The organism is Streptomyces sp. NPDC059787 (assembly GCF_042732315.1).
Lineage (GTDB): Bacteria > Actinomycetota > Actinomycetes > Streptomycetales > Streptomycetaceae > Streptomyces > Streptomyces atrovirens.
In genome coordinates, this window is record NZ_JBHWHX010000030.1 from 78,185 (window position 1) to 96,732 (window position 18,548).

General features: G+C 72.6%; 17 protein-coding genes. 5 read left to right on the plus strand and 12 right to left on the minus strand.

Annotation, left to right across the window (positions count from 1 at the left end):
- Window positions 1-45 precede the first annotated feature (45 nt).
- A complete protein-coding gene (locus ACFV5H_RS25765; RefSeq protein ID WP_385048314.1) occupies window positions 46-303 on the minus strand; it encodes a hypothetical protein in 258 nt (85 codons plus the stop codon).
- A 131-nt stretch (window positions 304-434) separates the two neighbouring features.
- Window positions 435-1,844 (minus strand): type I glutamate--ammonia ligase, encoded by a 1,410-nt coding sequence (glnA, locus tag ACFV5H_RS25770; RefSeq protein WP_385048311.1) that lies wholly within the window; start codon window positions 1,842-1,844, stop codon window positions 435-437.
- Between the two features lie 210 nt (window positions 1,845-2,054).
- On the opposite strand from glnA, the gene ACFV5H_RS25775 reads away from it, so the two are divergent.
- Entirely contained in the window at window positions 2,055-2,525 is a 471-nt protein-coding gene (locus ACFV5H_RS25775) for an RDD family protein (protein ID WP_344565381.1), read from the plus strand.
- A gap of 81 nt (window positions 2,526-2,606) precedes the next feature.
- On the opposite strand, the gene ACFV5H_RS25780 is transcribed toward ACFV5H_RS25775, so the two are convergent.
- From ACFV5H_RS25780 to lipB, 4 genes are all read right to left on the minus strand, one after another.
- A complete protein-coding gene (locus ACFV5H_RS25780; RefSeq protein ID WP_073935628.1) occupies window positions 2,607-3,311 on the minus strand; it encodes a DUF4191 domain-containing protein in 705 nt (234 codons plus the stop codon).
- Between the two features lie 37 nt (window positions 3,312-3,348).
- Entirely contained in the window at window positions 3,349-3,579 is a 231-nt protein-coding gene (locus tag ACFV5H_RS25785; protein ID WP_385048307.1) for a hypothetical protein, read from the minus strand.
- 267 nt (window positions 3,580-3,846) lie between these two features.
- On the minus strand, window positions 3,847-4,812 hold the full coding sequence (lipA, locus tag ACFV5H_RS25790) for a lipoyl synthase (protein WP_385048304.1): 966 nt from the start codon (window positions 4,810-4,812) through the stop codon (window positions 3,847-3,849).
- Window positions 4,813-4,967: 155 nt separating this feature from the next.
- Window positions 4,968-5,765 (minus strand): lipoyl(octanoyl) transferase LipB, encoded by a 798-nt coding sequence (gene lipB, locus ACFV5H_RS25795; protein ID WP_385048301.1) that lies wholly within the window; start codon window positions 5,763-5,765, stop codon window positions 4,968-4,970.
- 263 nt (window positions 5,766-6,028) lie between these two features.
- Between lipB and ACFV5H_RS25800 the strand changes: the two genes are divergently transcribed.
- Complete coding sequence (locus ACFV5H_RS25800; protein ID WP_385048298.1) at window positions 6,029-7,483, plus strand: regulator; 1,455 nt, start codon at window positions 6,029-6,031, stop codon at window positions 7,481-7,483.
- A 340-nt stretch (window positions 7,484-7,823) separates the two neighbouring features.
- Here the strand turns inward: ACFV5H_RS25800 and ACFV5H_RS25805 are convergent, their stop codons facing one another.
- Together ACFV5H_RS25805 and ACFV5H_RS25810 are read right to left on the minus strand one after the other, a co-directional pair.
- Window positions 7,824-9,206 carry an NAD(P)/FAD-dependent oxidoreductase gene (locus ACFV5H_RS25805; RefSeq protein ID WP_385197453.1) on the minus strand — a complete coding sequence of 461 codons (1,383 nt, stop codon included), beginning with the start codon at window positions 9,204-9,206 and terminating at the stop codon, window positions 7,824-7,826.
- A 350-nt stretch (window positions 9,207-9,556) separates the two neighbouring features.
- The gene (locus tag ACFV5H_RS25810) at window positions 9,557-10,459 is read right to left on the minus strand and encodes a TIGR01777 family oxidoreductase (protein ID WP_385058852.1); all 903 of its coding nucleotides are present in this window, start codon (window positions 10,457-10,459) and stop codon (window positions 9,557-9,559) included.
- A gap of 72 nt (window positions 10,460-10,531) precedes the next feature.
- Here ACFV5H_RS25810 and ACFV5H_RS25815 point away from each other — a divergent pair, with 72 nt between their 5' ends.
- Window positions 10,532-11,017: a GNAT family N-acetyltransferase gene (locus ACFV5H_RS25815; protein ID WP_385058850.1), complete on the plus strand. Its 486-nt coding sequence runs from the start codon at window positions 10,532-10,534 to the stop codon at window positions 11,015-11,017.
- Between the two features lie 16 nt (window positions 11,018-11,033).
- On the opposite strand, the gene ACFV5H_RS25820 is transcribed toward ACFV5H_RS25815, so the two are convergent.
- Window positions 11,034-12,218: a MarP family serine protease gene (locus ACFV5H_RS25820; RefSeq protein ID WP_385197455.1), complete on the minus strand. Its 1,185-nt coding sequence runs from the start codon at window positions 12,216-12,218 to the stop codon at window positions 11,034-11,036.
- A 198-nt stretch (window positions 12,219-12,416) separates the two neighbouring features.
- Between ACFV5H_RS25820 and ACFV5H_RS25825 the strand changes: the two genes are divergently transcribed.
- Window positions 12,417-13,343: a peptidoglycan recognition protein gene (locus tag ACFV5H_RS25825; RefSeq protein WP_385197456.1), complete on the plus strand. Its 927-nt coding sequence runs from the start codon at window positions 12,417-12,419 to the stop codon at window positions 13,341-13,343.
- Window positions 13,340-13,516, plus strand: a complete 177-nt coding sequence (locus ACFV5H_RS25830) for a hypothetical protein (RefSeq protein ID WP_385058846.1) — start codon at window positions 13,340-13,342, stop codon at window positions 13,514-13,516. The genes ACFV5H_RS25825 and ACFV5H_RS25830 overlap by 4 nt, the downstream gene beginning before the upstream one ends.
- Window positions 13,517-13,529: 13 nt before the next feature.
- On the opposite strand, the gene ACFV5H_RS25835 is transcribed toward ACFV5H_RS25830, so the two are convergent.
- From ACFV5H_RS25835 to aceE, 3 genes are all read right to left on the minus strand, one after another.
- The gene (locus ACFV5H_RS25835; RefSeq protein ID WP_385058856.1) at window positions 13,530-14,048 is read right to left on the minus strand and encodes a DUF4240 domain-containing protein; all 519 of its coding nucleotides are present in this window, start codon (window positions 14,046-14,048) and stop codon (window positions 13,530-13,532) included.
- Between the two features lie 319 nt (window positions 14,049-14,367).
- Window positions 14,368-15,342 (minus strand): helix-turn-helix transcriptional regulator, encoded by a 975-nt coding sequence (locus ACFV5H_RS25840; RefSeq protein WP_385197458.1) that lies wholly within the window; start codon window positions 15,340-15,342, stop codon window positions 14,368-14,370.
- A 60-nt stretch (window positions 15,343-15,402) separates the two neighbouring features.
- The gene (gene aceE, locus ACFV5H_RS25845; protein WP_385197459.1) at window positions 15,403-18,108 is read right to left on the minus strand and encodes a pyruvate dehydrogenase (acetyl-transferring), homodimeric type; all 2,706 of its coding nucleotides are present in this window, start codon (window positions 18,106-18,108) and stop codon (window positions 15,403-15,405) included.
- Window positions 18,109-18,548: the final 440 nt, after the last annotated feature.

Consider the following 18,548-nt stretch of genomic DNA (forward strand, 5'->3'; position numbering starts at 1 on the left):
CGGGTGCGCGCACCGGGGCCTGGCGGGCACGCCGCGTCGCCGGGATCAGTACGGGCGGAAGTCGGCGTAGCCGAGCAGCACGATCACCGCGACGACGCAGCCGAGCACCACGGCCGTCGACACCCACGACGAGCGGCCGGACGATCCCCGGTACTCCGGTTCGCCGCGGAACGGGACCGGTCCGGGCGGGTTGTCCTTCCAGCGGGCGGCGAGCATCCGGGCCCGCGCCGACGGCTCCTTGTGCTCGGCGCCGTCCGCCCACTTGATGTCGAACTCCCGCTTCTCCTCGTCCCGTTCGGACATCCCCGTGACCTTCCTCGAACAACGGTGTCAGTCCTTATGATCCCCCTCCGCGCCCACCGGGGGAAGGATTCCGGACACACGACGGCGCCCCCGCCCTGGAGGAATCCAGAGGCGGGGGCGCCGTGAGCCGGTCACACGTCGAAGTACAGCTCGAACTCGTGCGGGTGCGGGCGGAGCTGGAGCGGGGCGATCTCGCTGGTGCGCTTGAGGTCGATCCACGTCTCGATCAGGTCCGGCGTGAAGACGTCGCCCTGGAGGAGGAACTCGTGGTCGGCCTCCAGGCGGTCGAGGACCGCGCCGAGGGAGGTCGGGACCTGGGCCACGCCCGCGTGCTCCTCGGGAGCCAGCTCGTAGAGGTCCTTGTCGATCGGCTCGGCCGGCTCGATCTTGTTCTTGATGCCGTCCAGGCCGGCCAGCAGCAGCGCCGAGAAGGCCAGGTACGGGTTGCCGGAGGCGTCCGGGGCGCGGAACTCGACGCGCTTGGCCTTCGGGTTGGACCCGGTGATCGGGATGCGCATCGCGGCGGAGCGGTTGCGCTGCGAGTACACCAGGTTCACCGGCGCCTCGAAGCCCGGCACCAGACGGTGGTACGAGTTCACCGTCGGGTTGGTGAAGGCCAGCAGCGACGGCGCGTGCTTGAGGATGCCGCCGATGTAGTAGCGGGCCGTGTCCGACAGGCCGGCGTAGCCCTGCTCGTCGTAGAAGAGCGGGTCGCCGCCCGCCCACAGCGACTGGTGGACGTGCATGCCCGAGCCGTTGTCACCGAAGATCGGCTTCGGCATGAAGGTCGCGGTCTTGCCGTTGCGCCAGGCGACGTTCTTGATGATGTACTTGAAGAGCTGCAGGTCGTCGGCGGCGGCGAGCAGCGTGTTGAACCTGTAGTTGATCTCGGCCTGGCCGGCGGTGCCCACCTCGTGGTGCTGGCGCTCGACCTTCAGGCCGGACTTGGCCAGCTCCAGGGACATCTCGGCACGCAGGTCGGCGAAGTGGTCGACCGGCGGGACCGGGAAGTAGCCGCCCTTGTAGCGGACCTTGTAACCGCGGTTGTCCTCCAGCGCACCGGTGTTCCAGGCGCCCGCCTCGGAGTCGATGTGGTAGAAGGACTCGTTCTCGGAGGTCTTGAAGCGCACGCTGTCGAAGACGTAGAACTCGGCCTCGGGACCGAAGTACGCGGTGTCCGCGATCCCGGTGGAGGCCAGGTACGCCTCGGCCTTCTTGGCCACGTTGCGCGGGTCGCGGGAGTAGGCCTCGCCCGTGATCGGGTCGTGGATGAAGAAGTTGATGTTCACCGTCTTGTCACGGCGGAACGGGTCGACCCGGGCGGTCGACAGGTCCGCGCGCAGCGACATGTCGGACTCGTGGATGGCCTGGAAACCGCGGATCGACGATCCGTCGAACGCCAGCTCCTCGTCCGGGTCGAACGCCTCGGCAGGAATGGTGACGTGCTGCATCACACCCGGGAGGTCGCAGAACCGGACGTCGATGAACTTGACGTCCTCGTCCGCGAGGTACTTCTTGGCGTCGTCGGCGTTCTGGAACATCCAGCTCCTCCTACTCCCGACCGTCCCGCCGGGGTGGTAGATCGTTCGTGTGGCCGGTGCGACCGGCACACGCTCCCCTCGACCCTAGGGACGGGTCATTTCTCGGGCGTGACCCATTTGTTTCGCACAAGTTAACCGGGCCCTCTCCCACGGTAGCCCCGGCGCACCCCGCCGTCCTGTGGTCATATCCGGGCGCAGTACCGTGGACGGGTGGACAACAGGCAAGCAATCGGATCATGGCTCTCGGGGCCCCGCGCGGCCCTGGAGGACGCCGGTGCCGAGTTCGGCTACCGGGGCGAGCAGCTGGGGCTGCCGGAGAACGGACCGGGCTCGATCGCGGGACCCGGCCGCAGGCTCGGCGCCCTCGCCGTGGACTGGGGTCTGTGCGTCCTGATCGCATACGGTCTGATCACCGAGGGCTACGAGGGACAGGCGACCAGCAACTGGGCGCTGCTGGTGTTCCTCGTGCTGAGCGTCCTCACCGTCGGCACGGTCGGCTTCACCCCCGGCAAGCGTCTGCTCGGGCTGCGGGTGGTCGCCCTCGACACCGGCCGGATCCAGCCGCTGCGCGGGCTGGTGCGCTCGGTGCTGCTGTGCCTGGCCGTTCCCGCCCTGGTCTGGGACCGTGACGGCCGCGGACTGCACGACCGGCTGGCCCGCACGGTCGAGGTGCGGATCTGACAGCCGCTTCTGACGGGATACGACGACGGGGGCGCCGGAATCCGATTCCGGCGCCCCCGTCGTCGTAGAGGAAAGGGTGGGTCAGCGGCCCCTCGGGCCGCCGCCCTTCGGCAGTCTCATGCCCTTGGGCATCGGGCCCTTCGGCAGCGGCATGTTGCTCATCAGGTCGCCCAGGGCGCGCAGCCGGTCGTTGGTCGCGGTGACCTGCGGGCCGGTGAGCACGCGGGGCAGCTTGAGCATGGTCGTACGGACCTTCTTCAGCTCGACCTGGCCCTCGCCGGTGCCCACGATCAGGTCGTGCACCGGGACGTCCGCGACGATGCGGTTCATCTTCTTCTTCTCGGCGGCCAGCAGGCTCTTCACCCGGTTCGGGTTGCCCTCGGCGACCAGCACGATGCCGGCCTTGCCGACCGCGCGGTGCACCACGTCCTGGTTCCGGTTCATCGCCACCGCGGGGGTCGTCGTCCAGCCCCGGCCGATGTTGTCGAGCACGGCCGCGGCGGCGCCCGGCTGTCCCTCCATCTGCCCGAAGGCGGCCCGCTCGGCCCTGCGCCCGAAGACGATCGCCGTCGCGAGGAAGGCGAGCAGGAGGCCCAGGATGCCGAGATAGATGGGGTGCCCGATCAAGAAACCGATCGCGAGGAAGACACCGAAGGTGACGATTCCGACAGCCGCGAGTACAAGACCGATCTTCTTGTCGGCCCTGCGGGTCATCTTGTAGGTCAGGGCGATCTGCTTCAGTCGCCCGGGGTTCGCAGCGTCCGCTGCGGTTTCCTTCCTCGCCATGCCATGAAGTCTACGTGTCCCCGCGGGGGGCGGTAGGTCAGGGGCGGGTCGGCAGGGACGGAGCGCTCAGGGGCGGGGTGCTCAGGGCCTGGTCGAGGACGCGCTGTGCCTCGACCCGGTCCCTGGCGCGACGGCGGTCCTCCAGCACCGAGGTCCAGGCGTTGCGGCGGGCGGTGCGCTGGCCGCCGCTCATCAGCAGCGACTCGACGGCGCGCAGTGCGGTGGCGAAGGACGGGATGGCGGTGGCGCGGACGGGCGCGGCCTGCATGGTGGAGGTCTCCCTCGGTGCCGGCGGGTAGGGGTGTACGTGCTGTGATTCCAGGCTCACTGACTGGTGTTACCAGGGCGTGACCGGCCGGTCAAACAGGCATGAAGCCTCGGTGGGAGGGTCCGGAACGCCGACGCGGCCCCGACCGGTGCCCTCATCTGCGAGGACGGTCGGGACCGCGTGGTCTCGGCCATTACTGGCCGGTAGGGCCTTGTGCGTGAATTCACACGCCGTCGGCGGTGTGCCGCCGGACGGCTCCGGGCGAGGTCAGACGGCTTGGGAGGCCACGTACGCGCCTCGCTTCTCGACCGCCATCCGGTAGAGGCGGCCGGCGCGGTACGAGGAGCGGACCAGCGGGCCGGACATCACACCGGAGAAGCCGATCTGCTCGGCCTCCTCCTTCAGCTCCACGAACTCGTGCGGCTTCACCCAGCGCTCCACGGGGTGGTGGCGCACGGAGGGCCGCAGGTACTGCGTGATGGTGACCAGCTCGCAGCCCGCGTCGTGCAGCTGCTTCAGCGCGTCGCTGACCTCCTCGCGGGTCTCGCCCATGCCGAGGATCAGGTTCGACTTGGTGACCAGGCCGTAGTCGCGGGCCTCGGTGATGACCTTCAGGGAGCGGTCGTAGCGGAAGCCGGGGCGGATCCGCTTGAAGATCCGGGGGACCGTCTCGACGTTGTGCGCGAACACCTCGGGGCGGGAGGAGAAGACCTCCTCCAACTGCTCGGGGATCGCGTTGAAGTCGGGGGCGAGCAGCTCGACCTTGGTGCGGCCGTCCGCGCGGTCGGCCGTCTGCGCGTGGATCTGGCGCACGGTCTCCGCGTACAGCCAGGCGCCGCCGTCCTCCAGGTCGTCGCGGGCGACACCGGTGATGGTGGCGTAGTTCAGGTCCATGGTGACGACCGACTCGCCCACGCGGCGCGGCTCGTCACGGTCCAGCGCCTCGGGCCTGCCGGTGTCGATCTGGCAGAAGTCGCAGCGCCGGGTGCACTGGTCACCGCCGATGAGGAAGGTCGCCTCGCGGTCCTCCCAGCACTCGTAGATGTTCGGACAGCCGGCTTCCTGGCAGACCGTGTGCAGCCCCTCGCTCTTGACGAGGTTCTGCATCTTGGAGTACTCGGGGCCCATTTTCGCCCGGGTCTTGATCCACTCGGGCTTGCGCTCGATGGGGGTCTGGCTGTTGCGGACCTCCAGGCGCAGCATCTTGCGTCCGTCGGGTGCGACTGCGGACACGACCGGCTCCCTAGCGATTGATTCTTCGGCGTGCTCAAGGGTACGCCCGTTGATTTGAAACCCGGCGTGGGTGCCGGGGCTGCCGGGGCTGCCGCCCCCGGGTCCCCGCTCCGGCCCTGAACGGGCCTTGTCCCCGATCGCCGGACGGGCTGTCGTCATGCCGGTGTCTTCTCGATGACCCGGGGCTTCGGTTCCGCGTTCTCCAGGATGTCCCGGAGGTGGCGTTCCGCCACGGGGAGCACCTCGGCGATCGTGATGTCGCGGCCCAGCTCGTTCGCCAGGGAGGCGACGCCCGCGTCACGGATGCCGCACGGGATGATCCGGTCGAACCACTTGTTGTCGGGGTTCACGTTCAGCGCGAAGCCGTGCATGGTGACGCCCTTGGCCACCCGGATGCCGATCGCGGCGATCTTGCGGTCCTCGCGGCGCTGGCCGGCGTTGGAGGGCGCGTACTCCGGGCCGTTGAGGCGGGGGTCGAACTCGTCGTCGGTGAGCCGGGGGTCGAAGTCCAGGGAGAGTCCGCCGAGCGCGGGGCGCCGCTCCACCGGGTCGCCCAGCACCCACACCCCGCTGCGGCCCTCGACCCGGGTGGTCTCCAGGCCGAACTCCGCGCAGGTGCGGATCAGGGCCTCCTCCAGGCGGCGGACGTGCGCGACCACGTCCACCGGGCGGGGCAGCTTCTGGATCGGGTAGCCCACGAGCTGGCCGGGACCGTGCCAGGTGATCTTGCCGCCGCGGTCCACGTCGATGACCGGGGTGCCGTCGAGGGGGCGCTCGCTCTCCGCGGTGCGCCGGCCGGCCGTGTAGACCGGGGGGTGCTCCAGGAGGATCACGGTGTCGGGCACCTCGTCGGCGAACCGTGCCGCGTGCACCCGGCGCTGCTCGTCCCAGGCCAGCTGGTAGTCCACGGCCTCGGCCCCGAAACCCATCCGCACGAACCGCAAATCGCTCACGGCAGAGCGCCTCCCTAGAAGGTCGTCAGGCACGAAACGCGCCCACGCCACTGTACGACCGTTCGAGCCGGGGTCGGTCGGGGACCGGTCGGGGTCGACTGTCAGCTTTCGGGCAATCCTCACACGATCGGATGAATGCCTGTCGAATTCTGCGATCGGGTGTTCACTCTCCGCTACATTCGCGCCGTTCGTGTGGCCATAAGGGCTGCTCACAGGCAATCCGGGCACCTCGCTCAGCCGGAAGGCAGGAGACCGCACCGCAGATGACGGAACGACCCGCGCAGCGCACCCCCAACCGACAGCTCGCCGCGCTCATCGCAGAAGCGGGGTTCTCCAACGCGGGACTTGCCCGTCGCGTGGACCAGCTCGGTCTCGAACACGGGCTCGACCTGAGATACGACAAGACGTCCGTCACCCGCTGGCTGCGCGGGCAGCAACCCCGCGGTACGACGCCGGCGCTGATTGCCGAGGTCTTCACCCGGCGCCTGGGGCGGCGGCTGACCGCCCAGGACCTGGGGCTGGACGCCTGTGCTCCGGTCTACGCGGGGCTGGAGTTCGCGGCCGCGCCGGAGGAGGCCGTCGACATCGTCAGCGGGCTGTGGCGCAAGGACTCCGGCAGCCACGCCGAGCTGCGGAAGATCGCCTTCACCTCGGCGGGGCTGGTCGTGCCGAGCCGGGACTGGCTGATCGGGCGGGCGGACGAGAAGGTGGCCCGGGCGGAGCCGCCGGTACGGGTTCCGGCGCAGGGCCGGCCGCCGCTCCGGCCGGCCGAACTGCTCACACGCCGGCGTGCCACGGCCGAACGCGGTCCGGGCCACCGGGTCACCGGAGGTGACATCGCGGCGCTGCGTTCGGTCGGCGAGCTGTTCCGCACGCTCGACGACGCGTACGGCGGTGGGCACGCCCGCCAGGCTCTCGTGCGGTACCTGGAGCACGAGTGCGAGCCGATGTTGCGCGGCACGTACGGGGAGCAGACCGGCCGTCGGCTGTTCGCGGCCGCCGCGGATCTGACGCGGCTGGCCGGGTGGACGTCGTACGACATCGCGGCGCACGGGCTCGCGCAGCGGTACTTCGTGCAGGCGCTGCGGCTGGCACAGGCGGCGGGGGACCGGCCGTACGGCGCGTACGTCCTGGTCACCATGAGCCGGCAGGCCGTCTACCTCGGGCACGGGCGGGAGGCCGTGCAGCTCGCGCGGGTCGCCCAGCAGGGGGCGGGCGGGTCGGGCCCGCCGGTCGTGCAGGCGCTGCTGCACGCGGCCGAGGCGCGGGGGCACGGGGTGCTGGGGGAGGTGCGGGCCTGTACGGCGGCGCTGGTGCGCGCGGAGCGGGCGCTGGAGGGCGCGCGGCCCGGCGACGAGGTTCCGTACTGGGCGCGCTTCTTCGACGAGGCGCAGCTCGCCGACGAGTTCGGGCACTGCCACCGGGACCTGCAGCAGTTCCGGGCCGCCGCGCAGCACGCGGAGCGGTCGCTGCAGTTGCGGGCTCCGGGGTACGCCCGCAGCCGGCTCTTCTGCCGGGTGGTGCTGGCGACCGCCCGGCTCGGGCTGGGGGAGCTGGACCAGGCGTGCCAGCTGGCCGCCGAGGCGGCCGGGGCGGCGGCGGAGATGCGCTCGGTCCGGGCCGTCGAGTACGTCCGGGACTTCGAACGCAGACTGGAACCGTACCGGGACGCGGCCCCCGTACGCACGTACCGCGACAGGGTCGCGGCGTACGGCTGACCCCGGCCCGGCATCCATGCACGGCGGGCGGGGGCTGCGGCTGCCCCCGCTCCCGCGGGCAGCCGCTACCGCCCGCTCCCGCTCCTGCTCCCGTCCCCGCTCCTGCTCCCGTCCCCGCTCCCGCGGGCAGCCGCTGCCGCCCGCCCCCGCTCCCGCGGGCAGTCGTGCCGCTGGGGCGGCACGGGTGGGCGCGACGGCGCCCCGTAAGCGCCGGGCTGCGCGAACATCCCCAGGCCCACACCCACGCCGGGGCACCCCGTAAGCGCCGGGGCCGCGGGCCCGCCCCGGGCCCGCATCAGCACGGGGCACCCCGTATAGCGCCAGGCCGCGCACCCCCGGCTCACGCCGCGCGAGCGCTCGGCACAGGATCCGCCCGATGCATCGACCGCCCCGCCCCCAGATCCGTCAGGATCGCCGCAGCCGCCCGGTGCGCCGAGTGCAACGCCCCCTGCACCGTCCCGGTGTCCCGGTGATCACCGCACACGTACAGCCCCGCCAGCAACCGCACCGGCCGCCGCAGATCGTGCGGCGGCCGCATCACCGGCACCGCCTCCGCCGTGTGGTACACACCCAGCGTCTCCCAGCGCGCCGTCGACACCCCGTACAGCCGGGCCAGATGCATGCGTACGGCGGTGTCCACCCCCGGCACCGGCGGCCCCAGGACCGTCGAGCTGACCAGCGTGCGCCCGGCCGGGGCCCTGGACGGGTCGACCCGGCTGACGACCGCCGTGTGCGCCACCGGCCCGCCCCGCTCGGCGTCGAGCAGCAGCGAGGCACCGGTCCCCGGGGCCTCGTCGACGCTGTGGTGCACCACCGTCACGGGGTGGAAGTCCGGCACCCGCAGCCCGGGCAGCAGCTCGGCGGCGGACCGCGCCCCGGTCGCGATCAGCACCGCGCCGCACCGGAACTCCCCGTGCTCCGCGGTGGTCACCGAGGTCGTCGACACGGAGGTGACCCGCACCCCCGTGCGCACCGTGCCCGGCGGCAGCGTCCGCGCCAACTGCCGCGGCAGCGCCTCCGCGCCGCCCTCCGGCACGCACAGCCGCCCGCTCGCGAACGCCCGCAGCGCCAGATCCGCGCACCGGCTGGACGTGGTGAGGTCCGGGTCGCACAGCAGGGCGGCGAGGAGAGGGCGCAGGAAGCCGTCGATGGTGCGGGCGGGCAGGCCCCGGGCCGGCAGCGCCTCGGCCGCCGTCGTCTCGGGCCGGGCCAGCAGCCGTTCCACCGGCGTGCCCGCCAGCTTGCTGAACGCGGCGCCCAGACGGGCCTGGTCGACCGCCGTGCCCAGCGGGGCGCCGGTGCGGCTGCGGGGCACGGCCACCGGCCTTCTGGGCCCGCCCCCCGGCCGTGGGGCGCTCGCCAGGGCGCGCACGGCGTGGAGTGCGCCCCTCGCGCTCCGCGCCCCCCTCGCGCCCGGCTGCACGCCCGCACGGTGGTGCCGTCCGTCGCTGTGCAGCAGGACACCGGGCGCGAAGGGTCGCAGCACCAGCCCGTCGAGGCCCGAGGCCGGCCGTAGTTCGGGATACGCCGTGGACAGCAGCCGTCCGATCCGGTCGAGCCGGAAGCCGTCGACCTTCTCGGTCGCCATCCGGCCGCCCACCTCATGGGCGGCCTCCAGGACCAGGGTGGTGACTCCTGCGCTGGTCAGTCGTCGTGCCGCGGAGAGTCCGGCGACCCCGGCTCCCACGACGACGACGTCCGCCTGGTACGTGGGCTCAAGCACGTGCCCCTCCTCGAGGTTGCGCGGGCGCTGGAGACGTCATGCCCTCAACGGGCCCCGGGGATACCCGAGTTCGGGTCGAGGTTAGGGCCGTGGCCGAGTGCCTGGTCAGTCGCGCATGGACAGAGCACGGGCGCACGACGGTCGCATACGCACACCGGATGGGCACGATGTGGTCGCAGAGGGCTCAGTGCCGGATCGGTTCCGGGCGGATCGTGGTCACGCGGGCGCGCCTTCCCGCCTTTACGCGGGCACGCCCTCCCGCCCTCCCGCCTTTACGCGGGCGTGCCTTCACGCTTCCACGCGGGCCGGCCTTCCCGTCCGTGCGCCCTCCCGCGTTCCCGCCCGCGCGCTCACAGCGCCGCCCGGACCGCCCCCTCGATCCGGGGGAACGCGAACCGGAAGCCTGACTCCAGCAGCCGGGCCGGCAGCACCCGGGCGCTGCCGAGGACATCACCGGCCATCTCCCCGAGCACCGTCCGCAGCACCGGCGCCGGCACCGCGAACACCGCCGGCCGGCGCAGCACGCGCGCCATCGCCGCGGTGATCTCACGGTTGGTCACCGGATGCGGCGCGGTCAGGTTGAACGGCCCGGACAGCCCCTCGGTGTCGAGGAGGTGGCGCAGAGCCGCCACCTCGTCGTGCAGGGCGACGAACGACCAGTACTGGCGCCCGTCGCCCATCCGTCCGCCCAGCCCGGCCCGGAAGAGGGGGAAGAGCCTGCCCCACGCCCCGCCCTCGCGCGCCACCACCAGCCCGGTGCGCGCGAACACCGTCCGTACGCCCGCCTCCCGCGCCGGTGCCGCGGCCGCCTCCCACTCGACGCACAGCTCCGGCAGGAAGCCCTCGCCCGGCGGCGCGCTCTCGTCCACCGTCCGGTCGCCGGTCTCGCCGTAGTAGCCGATCGCGCTGCCGTTGAGGAACACCCGGGGCCGTACGTCCTCGGGCAGCCCGGCGACGGCCTCGGCGAGCACGGTCGTGCCCCCGACCCGGCTGGCCCTGATCCGCGCCTTGTACTCCGCCGTCCAGCGCCGGCTGCCGACCCCGGCGCCCGCCAGATTGACCACCGCGTCGCACCCGGCGAGGCCGGCCGCGTCCACCGACCCGCGCTCCGGGTCCCACCGGACCTCGCCCGCCGCCCGCGGCGCGCGCCGCACCAGCCGGACCACCTCGTGCCCGTCCGCCGTCAGGGACCGCGCCAGCGCGCCACCGATGAGCCCGGACGCACCGGCCACCGCGATTCGGGAACGTTCCATGCCGTCCATCCTGCCCCTCGCGGCACGGAAATCACGGCCGGGGCGACGCGAGCCGCCCGTACAGTGGCGCTCATGTCCGAGCCGTCCATACGTGTCGCCCGTCCCGACGACGAGGGGGAACTGGCCCGTCTCGACCGGGAGACCTGGTCCACCCTGCACGCCGTCACCCCGCGGCCGTCGTACGACTGGTTCTTCAGCGAGCGGTCCGGGCCCCGGGACCATCGTGTCGCCGAGCACGGGGGCCGGATCGTGGGTTACGTCCGTCTCGGCTTCGCCACCGAACTCGCCAGCAACGCCCACGTACGGCAGATCCGCGGTCTCGCCGTCGCCGAGGAGGCGCGCGGTCTGGGAGTGGGGCGGGCCCTGGTGCGGGCCGCCGTCGCGGAGGCACGGGAGCGCGGCGCCCGCCGGATCACCCTGCGCGTGCTCGGCCACAACACCGCCGCCCGGGCGCTGTACGAGTCCGAGGGCTTCGTCGTGGAGGGCGTGCAGCCGGGGGAGTTCTTCGTCGGGGGCGAGTACGTCGACGACATCATGATGGGGCGGTCGCTGCTCTGACCGGCCCTGACAGGGCCTACGAGGTCACCGGCTCCCCGGTGTCCACCGGCGCCGTCGCGTCCGCCGCGCGCTCGGCGTCGTCCGCCACCTCGTCCGCCGTCAGCACGTAGCCGGTCTCCGCGTCCGAGGTGGAACGCGCGAACACCACGCCGTACACCCGGCCCTCGGTGGTCAGCAGCGGGCCGCCGGAGTTGCCGGGGCGGACGGTCGAGCGGATCGAGTAGATCTCACGGGTGACCACCGCGTCGTTGTAGATGTTCTGCCCCCGGGCCTGGACACGGTTGGCGACCGTCGCCGCCTGCAGGTTCAGATCGCCGTCCTGCGGATAGCCGGCGACGACCGCCGAGTCGCCGCGCTCCGCGTCGTCGTCGAACTCCAGGACGGGCGCCCGCAGCTCCGGCACGTACAGCACGGCCACGTCCTTGCGCGGGTCGAAGAGCACCACCCGTGCCTCGTACGTCCGTCCCACCCCGCCCACGCGCACGGTCGGCTCGTCGATGCCGGCCACCACATGGGCGTTGGTCATCACGTGCTCCGTCGCGTACACGAAGCCGCTGCCCTCGCGGCCCTGGGTGCCCGTCACGCCCTCGACCTTCACCGTGCCGCGCTGCGCGGCCCGGGTGGCCGCCGCGGTGACGCTGTCGCCGGTGGGCGCGGCGACCTCGGCGGTCGACTCGTTCTCGAACGGGTTGAAGACCTGCGGGAAACCCGCCTCGGTCAGCGCCGACGTGGCCCGGGAGAACCAGCCCGGAGTGGTGTCCGGCATCGCCTTCTGCACCGCGCCCAGCAGCCGCGAGTCCCGGATCGCCGACGTCACCAGCGGGGAGGAGGACGCGCCCAGCACGCTCGCCACCACCCACGCCACGATCAGCACGGCCACCGAGTTGGCCACCGCCCCGCCGGCCCCGTCCGCCACCCGCAGCGGGCCCCGGTCCAGCTCCCGCCGCAGTCTGAGCGCCAGCCGTCCCGCCAGCTCGTGGCCCGTCACGGCCGGCAGCAGCACCGTGAACACGGCCGTCACCGTCGCCCGGGTCGTCCCCGGCGTCACCAGGTCCATCACCCACGGCAGGATCCACACGCCCACGACCGCACCGCCCACGAAACCGGCCAGCGAGACACAGCCCGCCAGCAGTCCGCGCCGGTAACCGGACGCCGCGTAGGCCAGGACGACCAGCAACAGCAGGATGTCGAGCAGGTCCACGCACGCCGCCTTTCTCTCGGGACCACCGGCCCATCAGTACGTGGGGGAGGGGCCCGGTGATCAGCCACGCGCGCGACGGCCGCGGGAATGCGGCCACGCGCGCGTGTACCGGGGAAAACGTCGCGGACCGAGGCGATGGTTCCACCGGGTGGCGCAGCACGGATCGCGGACCCGGGAGGACCTGCCCACAGTGGGACCATGCGTGTCCCCAGGAGACCGCGCGGAGCGCGGAGACGCCGCTCCCCCCGGATACCCGGCGGGCCCGGCTCCCCGCGCCTGCCGCGGGCCGTCACGGCGCCGCTCGGCTGTCTGCCGGGCGTGGCCGCCGCGGTCGCCCTGGTGCTGTGCGCCTACGGCGTCGAGCACGCCGCCGAGGACTCCGCCGCGCGCAGCGCCGCGCGGGTCGCGGCCGCCCATCAGGCGCCGGCGCCGACCGTCCTGCCCCGCTCCGTCTGGCTGGGCGACGCCGAGCGGGAACAGCCGCCGCCGCGCTACGACGACGAGGTCGTCGCCGTCTTCGTCCACCACACCGACTCACCCAACGGCTACGACTGCGCCGACGCCCCCGGCATCATCCGGGGCCTGTACGAAGGACAGACCGGCGCCCGCGACTGGGACGACCTCGGCTACAACTTCGTCGTCGACCGCTGCGGCACCGTCTACGAGGGCCGCGCGGGCGGCACCGACCGCCCCGTCACCGGCGCCCACACCCAGGGCTTCAACCACCGCACCACCGGGATCGCCGCCCTCGGCACCTTCACCGAGGGGGCGGAGGTGCCGCGGGAGATGCTGCGCGCGATCGCCGCCGTGGCCGCCTGGAAGCTCGGCACGTCCGGCACCGACCCGCGCGCCGATGTCCGGCTGGTCTCCAGCAACGGCGGCAGCCGCTACGCGGCCGGCACCACCGCCGTCCTGCCCGCGGTCGCCGGCCACAGCGACGGCTACATGACCGACTGCCCGGGCGCCGCCCTCAAGGCCCGCCTCCCGGAGATCAGGACCCTGGCGGCCCGCCTCCAGGGACGCGGGACCGGGGACACCGTGCCCGACGACACCCGGACCACCGTACGGAACGACAACGACACACGGAACACACGCACCACACGGAACGAAGAGCAGGTCCCATGAACGACACGCCCGACCGAAGTACCACCTGGGCGGACGCCCTGCGCCGCCCCTGGACGGCCCTGTGCGCCGCGGCCGCCGTCGTCCTGGGCCCGGCGGCCCACACCGCCGCCGCCCTCATGCAGGCCAACGCGGCCCCCCTGCGCCACGCGCCGAGCCCTCACCGGCGCCTGTGACCGAGCCCGCCGCTCAGCCCCCGAACCGCTCCCACAGCCGCGGGTAGCGTTCGGCGAGCAGGGCCTCGTTCTCGAAGTCGAGCGGCGTGCCCTCCGGCTCCGCCGGGGCCGGGGGCAGGTCGAGGTCGGGCGCCACCGTCCCGGTGAGCTGCTCGTACGCCTCGTCCGCCGCGTAACCGAGGTCCTCGCCGTCGCCGTCGACCTCCTCGTCGAAGTCGTCCAGCAGGCCGGCCAGCGCGTCCGGGTCGTGCAGCGCCCCCTCGAACACCTCCCGGCCCTGGCCGATCAGCCAGCACCGGAAGTAGTCGAAGGCGTCGTCGCTCGCCCCGTCCAGCAGCACCCAGGCGGCGCCCCACAGATCCCAGTGGTAGGCGCGGTGGTACCGGGACTCGAAGTGACGGGCGAAGTCCAGAACCGCCTCCGGGTCCAGCCGCAGCAGCCGTTCCACCAACAGATCGGCCTGCTCCTCCGGATCACCCCCGGCGTCCCCGCGGGCGGCGTCCACCAGCTCCCAGAACTCCGTCTCGTCCATCACGAGGACAAGCATCGACCCTACGCCCCCCAGACGCACCCGCAGCGCCCAAAGGGACGCGGGGCTGTGCCGACATGCGGCTCCGCCGCGTGGGCGCGAAGGGGCCGGGCTCAAAGGGGCGCGGGGCTGTGCCGACATGCGGCTCCGCCGCGTGGGCACGAAGGGGGTCTGGGGGCGAAGCCCCCAGGGACGGTGGGGGCACCTCCCGCTCGAGCGAAGTCGAGAGTGGGGGGAGGGAAGGGGCGGCGGGGGCGAAAACCCCGGAGGGCACACTCCCGCATCAGGGGATCGAAAAGGGCCCCCTTTCAGCACCGTGTTCTCAGCACCCATACAGCTCCGCCAGCCGCACAGCCCCCGCCACGAACCGCTCCCGCAGGGACGGCGGCGCCAGCACCTCCACCTCCGCCCCCAACGCCGTCAACTGCTCATGGGCGACCTCCTCGGACTCCACCGGCAGAGTCACCGTCACCCACCCACCCCCCTCCGGCTCCCCCGCCCGCTCCAACGCCTCCCGCGCCGCACCCGCATCCACGGCGTACGGCAGCCGGCGCACCCCCTCCGCCGACAGCCGCACCACGACCTCCGCCCGCAGGATCGACCGCGCGAACTGCTCCGCCCGCTCCCCCCAGAACGCCGGCAGGTCGAAGTCCTCCGCCCGCTCGAAACGCTCCGCGCCCGCCTCCACCGCCGTGAACCGGTCGATCCGGTACACCCGGAAGGACCCCCGCCCGGAAACCCGCGCACACAGGTACCAGACCCCCGCCTTGAGCACGAGCCCGTACGGCTCCAGCTCCCGCTCCACCTCGCCGCCGTCACGCCGGTACCGGGCGGTGACCCGCCGGTCGTCCCACACCGCGTCCGCGACCGCGGGCAGCAGCTCGGGAGTGTCCGGCTCGTGGAACCAGTTGGGGGCGTCCAGATGAAACCGCTGCGCCGCCGTACGGGAGGCGTCCCGCAGGGACGGCAGCAGGGCAGCCGACACCTTCAGCCGGGCCGCCGACGCCGCGTCCTCCAGCCCCATCTCACGCAGCGCCCCCGGCACCCCGGACAGGAACAGTGCCTCCGCCTCCCCGCGCGCCAGCCCCGTCAGCCGCGTCCGGTATCCGCCGACCAGCCGGTAGCCCCCGATCCGCCCCCGGTCCGCGTACACCGGCACCCCGGCCTCCGACAGGGCCTGCGCGTCCCGGGTGACCGTCCGCTCCGACACCTCCAGCTCCCGCGCCAGCTCGGCGGCGGTCATGGAGGGCCGGGACTGGAGCAGCAGCACCATCTTGATCAGCCGGGCAGCGCGCATGCGCCCATCATGCAAGAAGCCCCCGCCGAGCGGGCGGGGGCCTCCTGCATGATCAAGCCGTCACAGGCCGTACTTCGCGCGCGCTTCCTTCACGGACGCGGCCTGGACCTCACCACGGCGGGCGAGCTGCGCCAGGGCCGCGACGACGATCGACTCGGCGTCGACACCGAAGTGGCGGCGGGCCGCGTCACGGGTGTCCGACAGACCGAAGCCGTCGGCGCCCAGCGACGAGTAGTCCTGCTCGACCCACTGCGCGATCTGGTCCGGGACCTGGCGCATGTAGTCGGAGACCGCCAGCACCGGACCCTCGGCGCCCTGCAGCGCCTGCCGGACGAACGGCACCCGGTCCTCGCCGCGCAGCAGCGCCTCGTCCGCCTCCATGGCGTCCCGGCGCAGCTCGGTCCACGAGGTGGCGGACCACACGTCGGCGGCCACACCCCACTCCTCGGCGAGCAGCTTCTGCGCCTTCAGCGCCCAGTGGATCGCCGTACCGGAGCCGAGGAGCTGGATCCGCGGCGCGTTCGCGGCGGGGGACAGGCCCGCGGACTCCGCCGTGTTGAAGCGGTACAGGCCCTTGACGATGCCCTCGTCGACACCGGCGGCCGACGGCTTGGCGGGCTGCGGCAGCGGCTCGTTGTAGACCGTCAGGTAGTAGAAGACGTTCTGGTCCTCGTCCGGCAGGGCCTCGCCGAACATCCGGCGCAGACCCTCCTTGACGATGACGCCGATCTCGTACGCGAACGCCGGGTCGTACGTCAGCGCCGCCGGGTTGGTCGCGGCGATGACCGGCGAGTGGCCGTCGGCGTGCTGCAGGCCCTCGCCCGTCAGCGTCGTGCGGCCGGCCGTGGCGCCGACGAGGAAGCCGCGGCCGAGCTGGTCGCCGAGCTGCCACATCTGGTCGCCGGTGCGCTGCCAGCCGAACATCGAGTAGTAGATGTAGAACGGGATCATCGTCTCGCCGTGCGTCGCGTACGACGTCGAGGCGGCGACGAACTCGGCCATGGCACCGGCCTCGGTGATGCCCTCGTTGAAGATCTGGCCGTTCTTGGCTTCCTTGTAGTACATCAGCTGGTCGCGGTCGACCGGCTCGTACGTCTGGCCCATCGGCGAGTAGATGCCGAGGGACGGGAAGAGGCTCTCCATGCCGAAGGTGCGCGCCTCGTCGGGGACGATCGGCACCCAGCGCCTGCCGGTCTCCTTGTCGCGGACCAGGTCCTTGACCAGGCGGACGAACGCCATGGTGGTGGCCACGTTCTGCGAACCGGAGCCCTTGTCGAAGGCGGCGAACGCCTTGTCGGCGGGCTGCGGCAGCGGAGCCACCGGGTGCACGCGGCGGGCCGGGGCCGGACCGCCGAGGGCGGCACGGCGCTCCTGGAGGTAACGGACCTCGGGGGAGTCAGCGCCCGGGTGGACGTAGGGGACCTGGCCGTCGACGAACTGCGCGTCGGAGACCGGCAGTTCGAGCCGGTCGCGCATCGCCTTGAACTCGTCCACCGTCAGCTTCTTCATCTGGTGGTTGGCGTTCTTCGAGGCGAAGCCCTCACCGAGGGTGTGGCCCTTGACCGTCTGCGCCAGGATCACGGTCGGCGCGCCCTTGTGGGCGAGCGCGGCCTTGTACGCGGCGTACACCTTGCGGGACTCGTGGCCGCCGCGCGAGAGGTGGAAGCACTCGAGGATCTTGTCGTCGCTCAGCAGCTTCGCCATCTCGACGAGCGCCGGGTCCTTGCCGAAGAAGTCCTCGCGGATGTAGGCGGCGTCGCGCGTCTGGTACGTCTGCACCTGCGCGTCGGGTACCTCGCGGAGGCGTCGTACGAGAGCGCCGGTGGTGTCGAGCCGGAACAGCTCGTCCCACGCGGTGCCCCACAGGGTCTTGATGACGTTCCAGCCGGCGCCGCGGAACTGCGCCTCCAGCTCCTGCACGATCTTGAAGTTGGCGCGGACCGGACCGTCGAGGCGCTGCAGGTTGCAGTTGATGACGAAGGTCAGGTTGTCGAGCTGCTCGCGGGAGGCGAGGGTGAGCGCGGTCGTCGACTCGGGCTCGTCCATCTCGCCGTCACCGAGGAACGCCCACACGTGGGAGTCGGAGACGTCCTTGATGCCGCGGCTGGTCAGATAGCGGTTGAAGCGCGCCTGGTAGATCGCGGAGATGGGGCCGAGGCCCATCGACACGGTCGGGAACTCCCACAGCCAGGGGAGGCGGCGCGGGTGCGGGTACGACGGCAGGCCGTTGCCGCCCGCCTCGCGGCGGAAGTTGTCGAGCTGCTGCTCGCCGATCCGGCCGTCGAGGAAGGCGCGGGCGTAGATGCCGGGGGAGGCGTGGCCCTGGATGTAGAGCTGGTCGCCGGAGCCGTCACCCTCCTTGCCGCGGAAGAAGTGGTTGAAGCCGGTCTCGTAGAGCCAGGCCGCGGAGGCGAAGGTGGCGATGTGGCCGCCGACGCCGTACTTGCTGCCGCGGGTCACCATGGCGGCCGCGTTCCAGCGGTTCCAGGCGGTGATCCGCTGCTCCATCGCCTCGTCGCCGTCCACGGCGGGCTCGGCGGAGGTGGGGATGGTGTTGACGTAGTCCGTCTCGAGGAGCTTCGGCAGCGCGAGGCCGGCTCCCTCGGCACGCTCCAGCGTGCGGCGCATCAGGTACGCGGCACGGTGCGGCCCGGCCGCCTCGGTGACGGCGTCCAGGGAGGCCTGCCACTCGGCGGTCTCCTCGGGGTCGCGGTCCGGGAGCTGGTCGAGCTCGCTCGGCTGGATGGCGTTGGGGTCGGTCGTCATGTCGCCGCCTTCCTCAGTCGAAGGGGGGTGCCCTTGTGTCTTTGGCAGGACAGGGCGGAGGGCTCGGGTGCAAGCCCGCTGGCGACTGTAACTCGCTGATCGATGATCGATCAAAGGGTTGAGGGGCAAAATCTCTCGATCTCGAGAAAGTCGGCACGGGGTGCCTCTGCTTGTGGCACGGGGTGACTGTCCAGTCGGGGTGTTTGCGCAGGTGAGACGCGATGGCCGCGAACGAGCATCCGGGCGTGCGCCCTGCTTTCCTTCGCCCCCGCCGCCCCTTCCCGTCCCGTCCTCAAGGGGCGCTGCCCCTTCGACCCCGATGTGCGGGTGGGCGGGGGTTGCTCGCGCCCACGCGGCGGAGCCGCATATCGACACAGCCCCGCGCCCCAAGACGGGGCGCGGGGAACAGCGCGCGGGGGTCCCGGGGCGGAGCCCCCCAG

What these genes read in the sequence shown, in the direction of transcription:
- ACFV5H_RS25765 (WP_385048314.1), bottom strand. Translation starts at nt 303, where the DNA reads ATGTCCGAACGGGACGAGGAGAAGCGGGAGTTCGACATCAAGTGGGCG.
- glnA (WP_385048311.1), bottom strand. Translation starts at nt 1,844, where the DNA reads ATGTTCCAGAACGCCGACGACGCCAAGAAGTACCTCGCGGACGAGGAC.
- ACFV5H_RS25780 (WP_073935628.1), bottom strand. Translation starts at nt 3,311, where the DNA reads ATGGCGAGGAAGGAAACCGCAGCGGACGCTGCGAACCCCGGGCGACTG.
- ACFV5H_RS25785 (WP_385048307.1), bottom strand. Translation starts at nt 3,579, where the DNA reads ATGCAGGCCGCGCCCGTCCGCGCCACCGCCATCCCGTCCTTCGCCACC.
- ACFV5H_RS25800 (WP_385048298.1), top strand. Translation starts at nt 6,029, where the DNA reads ATGACGGAACGACCCGCGCAGCGCACCCCCAACCGACAGCTCGCCGCG.
- ACFV5H_RS25810 (WP_385058852.1), bottom strand. Translation starts at nt 10,459, where the DNA reads ATGGAACGTTCCCGAATCGCGGTGGCCGGTGCGTCCGGGCTCATCGGT.
- ACFV5H_RS25815 (WP_385058850.1), top strand. Translation starts at nt 10,532, where the DNA reads ATGTCCGAGCCGTCCATACGTGTCGCCCGTCCCGACGACGAGGGGGAA.
- ACFV5H_RS25825 (WP_385197456.1), top strand. Translation starts at nt 12,417, where the DNA reads ATGCGTGTCCCCAGGAGACCGCGCGGAGCGCGGAGACGCCGCTCCCCC.
- ACFV5H_RS25830 (WP_385058846.1), top strand. Translation starts at nt 13,340, where the DNA reads ATGAACGACACGCCCGACCGAAGTACCACCTGGGCGGACGCCCTGCGC.
- ACFV5H_RS25835 (WP_385058856.1), bottom strand. Translation starts at nt 14,048, where the DNA reads ATGGACGAGACGGAGTTCTGGGAGCTGGTGGACGCCGCCCGCGGGGAC.
- ACFV5H_RS25840 (WP_385197458.1), bottom strand. Translation starts at nt 15,342, where the DNA reads ATGCGCGCTGCCCGGCTGATCAAGATGGTGCTGCTGCTCCAGTCCCGG.
- aceE (WP_385197459.1), bottom strand. Translation starts at nt 18,108, where the DNA reads ATGACGACCGACCCCAACGCCATCCAGCCGAGCGAGCTCGACCAGCTC.